General features: G+C 64.0%; 1 protein-coding gene. It reads left to right on the top strand.

The genetic code is table 11. The features are described from left to right. Nucleotides 1-1,549: condensation domain-containing protein (locus ACFWBU_RS21240; protein WP_378529153.1), on the top strand; the 1,549-nt coding region annotated here is incomplete at both ends.

Below are 1,549 nucleotides of genomic sequence, written 5' to 3'. Positions count from 1 at the left end.
GAGTCGGCGCTGCGGCGGATGGACGACATTCGTGACGTGGCTGTGGTTGCTCGTGAGAGTGAGCGTGTGGGTACCCGTGTGGTTGCGTATCTGGTGCCTGGGCCTGATGTGGTCCTCGATACCGGGGAGGTTGCATTCGAACTCGGCCGAAGTGTGCCGGCTTATATGGTGCCGTCGGCTTTTGTGGTGCTCGAGGGGTTGCCTCTCAACGCTAATGGCAAGCTGGATCGTAGGGCGTTGCCGGATCCGGTGTTCGAGGTCACGGAGTTCCGGGCTCCGGCTACCTCTGCCGAGCAGGTCGTGGCGTCGGTGTTTTCCGAGGTGCTCGGTGTCGAGCGGGTCGGGCTCGATGATGATTTCTTCGCTTTGGGTGGTAACTCGCTGATTGCGACCCAGGTGGTCGCGCGCCTGGGTGCGGCACTCGATACTCGGGTGCCGGTGCGCGTGCTGTTCGAGGCGTCCACCGTCGGGGAACTGGCGGTGCGGGTGGAGCAGGTGTCCGGTGGGGGTGTCGGGGTTCCGTTGGTTGCGCGGGTGCGTCCGGCACAGATTCCCCTGTCGTTGGCGCAGCAGCGGATGTGGTTCCTCAACCGGCTGGATCCAGAATCTGCAGTCAACAATATTCCGGTGGCGATCAGGTTGTCGGGCTCGTTGGATGTCGATGCGTTGCAGGCGGCGGTGTCGGATGTGGTCGCGCGACACGAGTCGTTGCGGACGGTGTATCCGGAGATCGACGGGGTCGGATTCCAAGAGGTCCTGCCCGCATCGGACTCGATCGTCGAGGTACGTCCGGAAACTGTCGCGGCCGACGAGGTCCCGGCACGTGTCACGGAGGTTGTGGCTGCCGGTTTCGATGTGACGCAGCAGGTTCCGATCAGGGTGCGGCTGCTGCGAATCACGCCGGAAGAGCATGTGCTGGTGGTCGTGGTCCATCACATCTCCGGCGACGGGTTCTCTATGGCGCCCCTGACCCGGGATGTGGTCGCCGCGTACGTGACACGGGTGGAGGGCAAGGAACCCGCTTGGGCCGAACTCGAGGTGCAGTACGCGGATTACACGTTGTGGCAGCGTGAGGTCCTCGGCGACGAGTCCGATCCGGAGTCGTTGCTCGCGCGGGAAACCGAGTTCTGGCGCACTGCTTTGGCGGACCTGCCGGAGGAGTCGACGTTGCCGTCCGACCGGCCCCGCCCGGCGGTGTCGAGTTACCGGGGTGCCTCGCACGGATTCACGATCGATCGGCGCGTCCGTTCCGATCTAACTGATCTCGCACGCCGCAGTGGTGCAACGGAATTCATGGTCGTGCATGCAGCTCTAGCGGTGCTGCTGTCACGGTTGAGCGCCCAGTCCGATATTGCGATCGGGACGCCCGTCGCGGGTCGTGGTGAGGCTGCGCTCGATGATCTCGTGGGTATGTTCGTCAACACGCTCGTATTGCGGACGTCGGTTGATGGTGGGGTCCCGTTCGGGGAGTTCCTCGATACCGTTCGGGGGACAGATCTCGATGCGTTCGCGCATGCGGATGTGCCGTTCGAGCGGTTGGTGGAGGTGC

The organism is Rhodococcus sp. NPDC060084, assembly GCF_042730335.1.
Classification (GTDB): domain Bacteria; phylum Actinomycetota; class Actinomycetes; order Mycobacteriales; family Mycobacteriaceae; genus Rhodococcus.
Note: the sequence above shows the minus strand (reverse complement) of the source record. Positions and strands in the feature narration are given on the sequence as shown.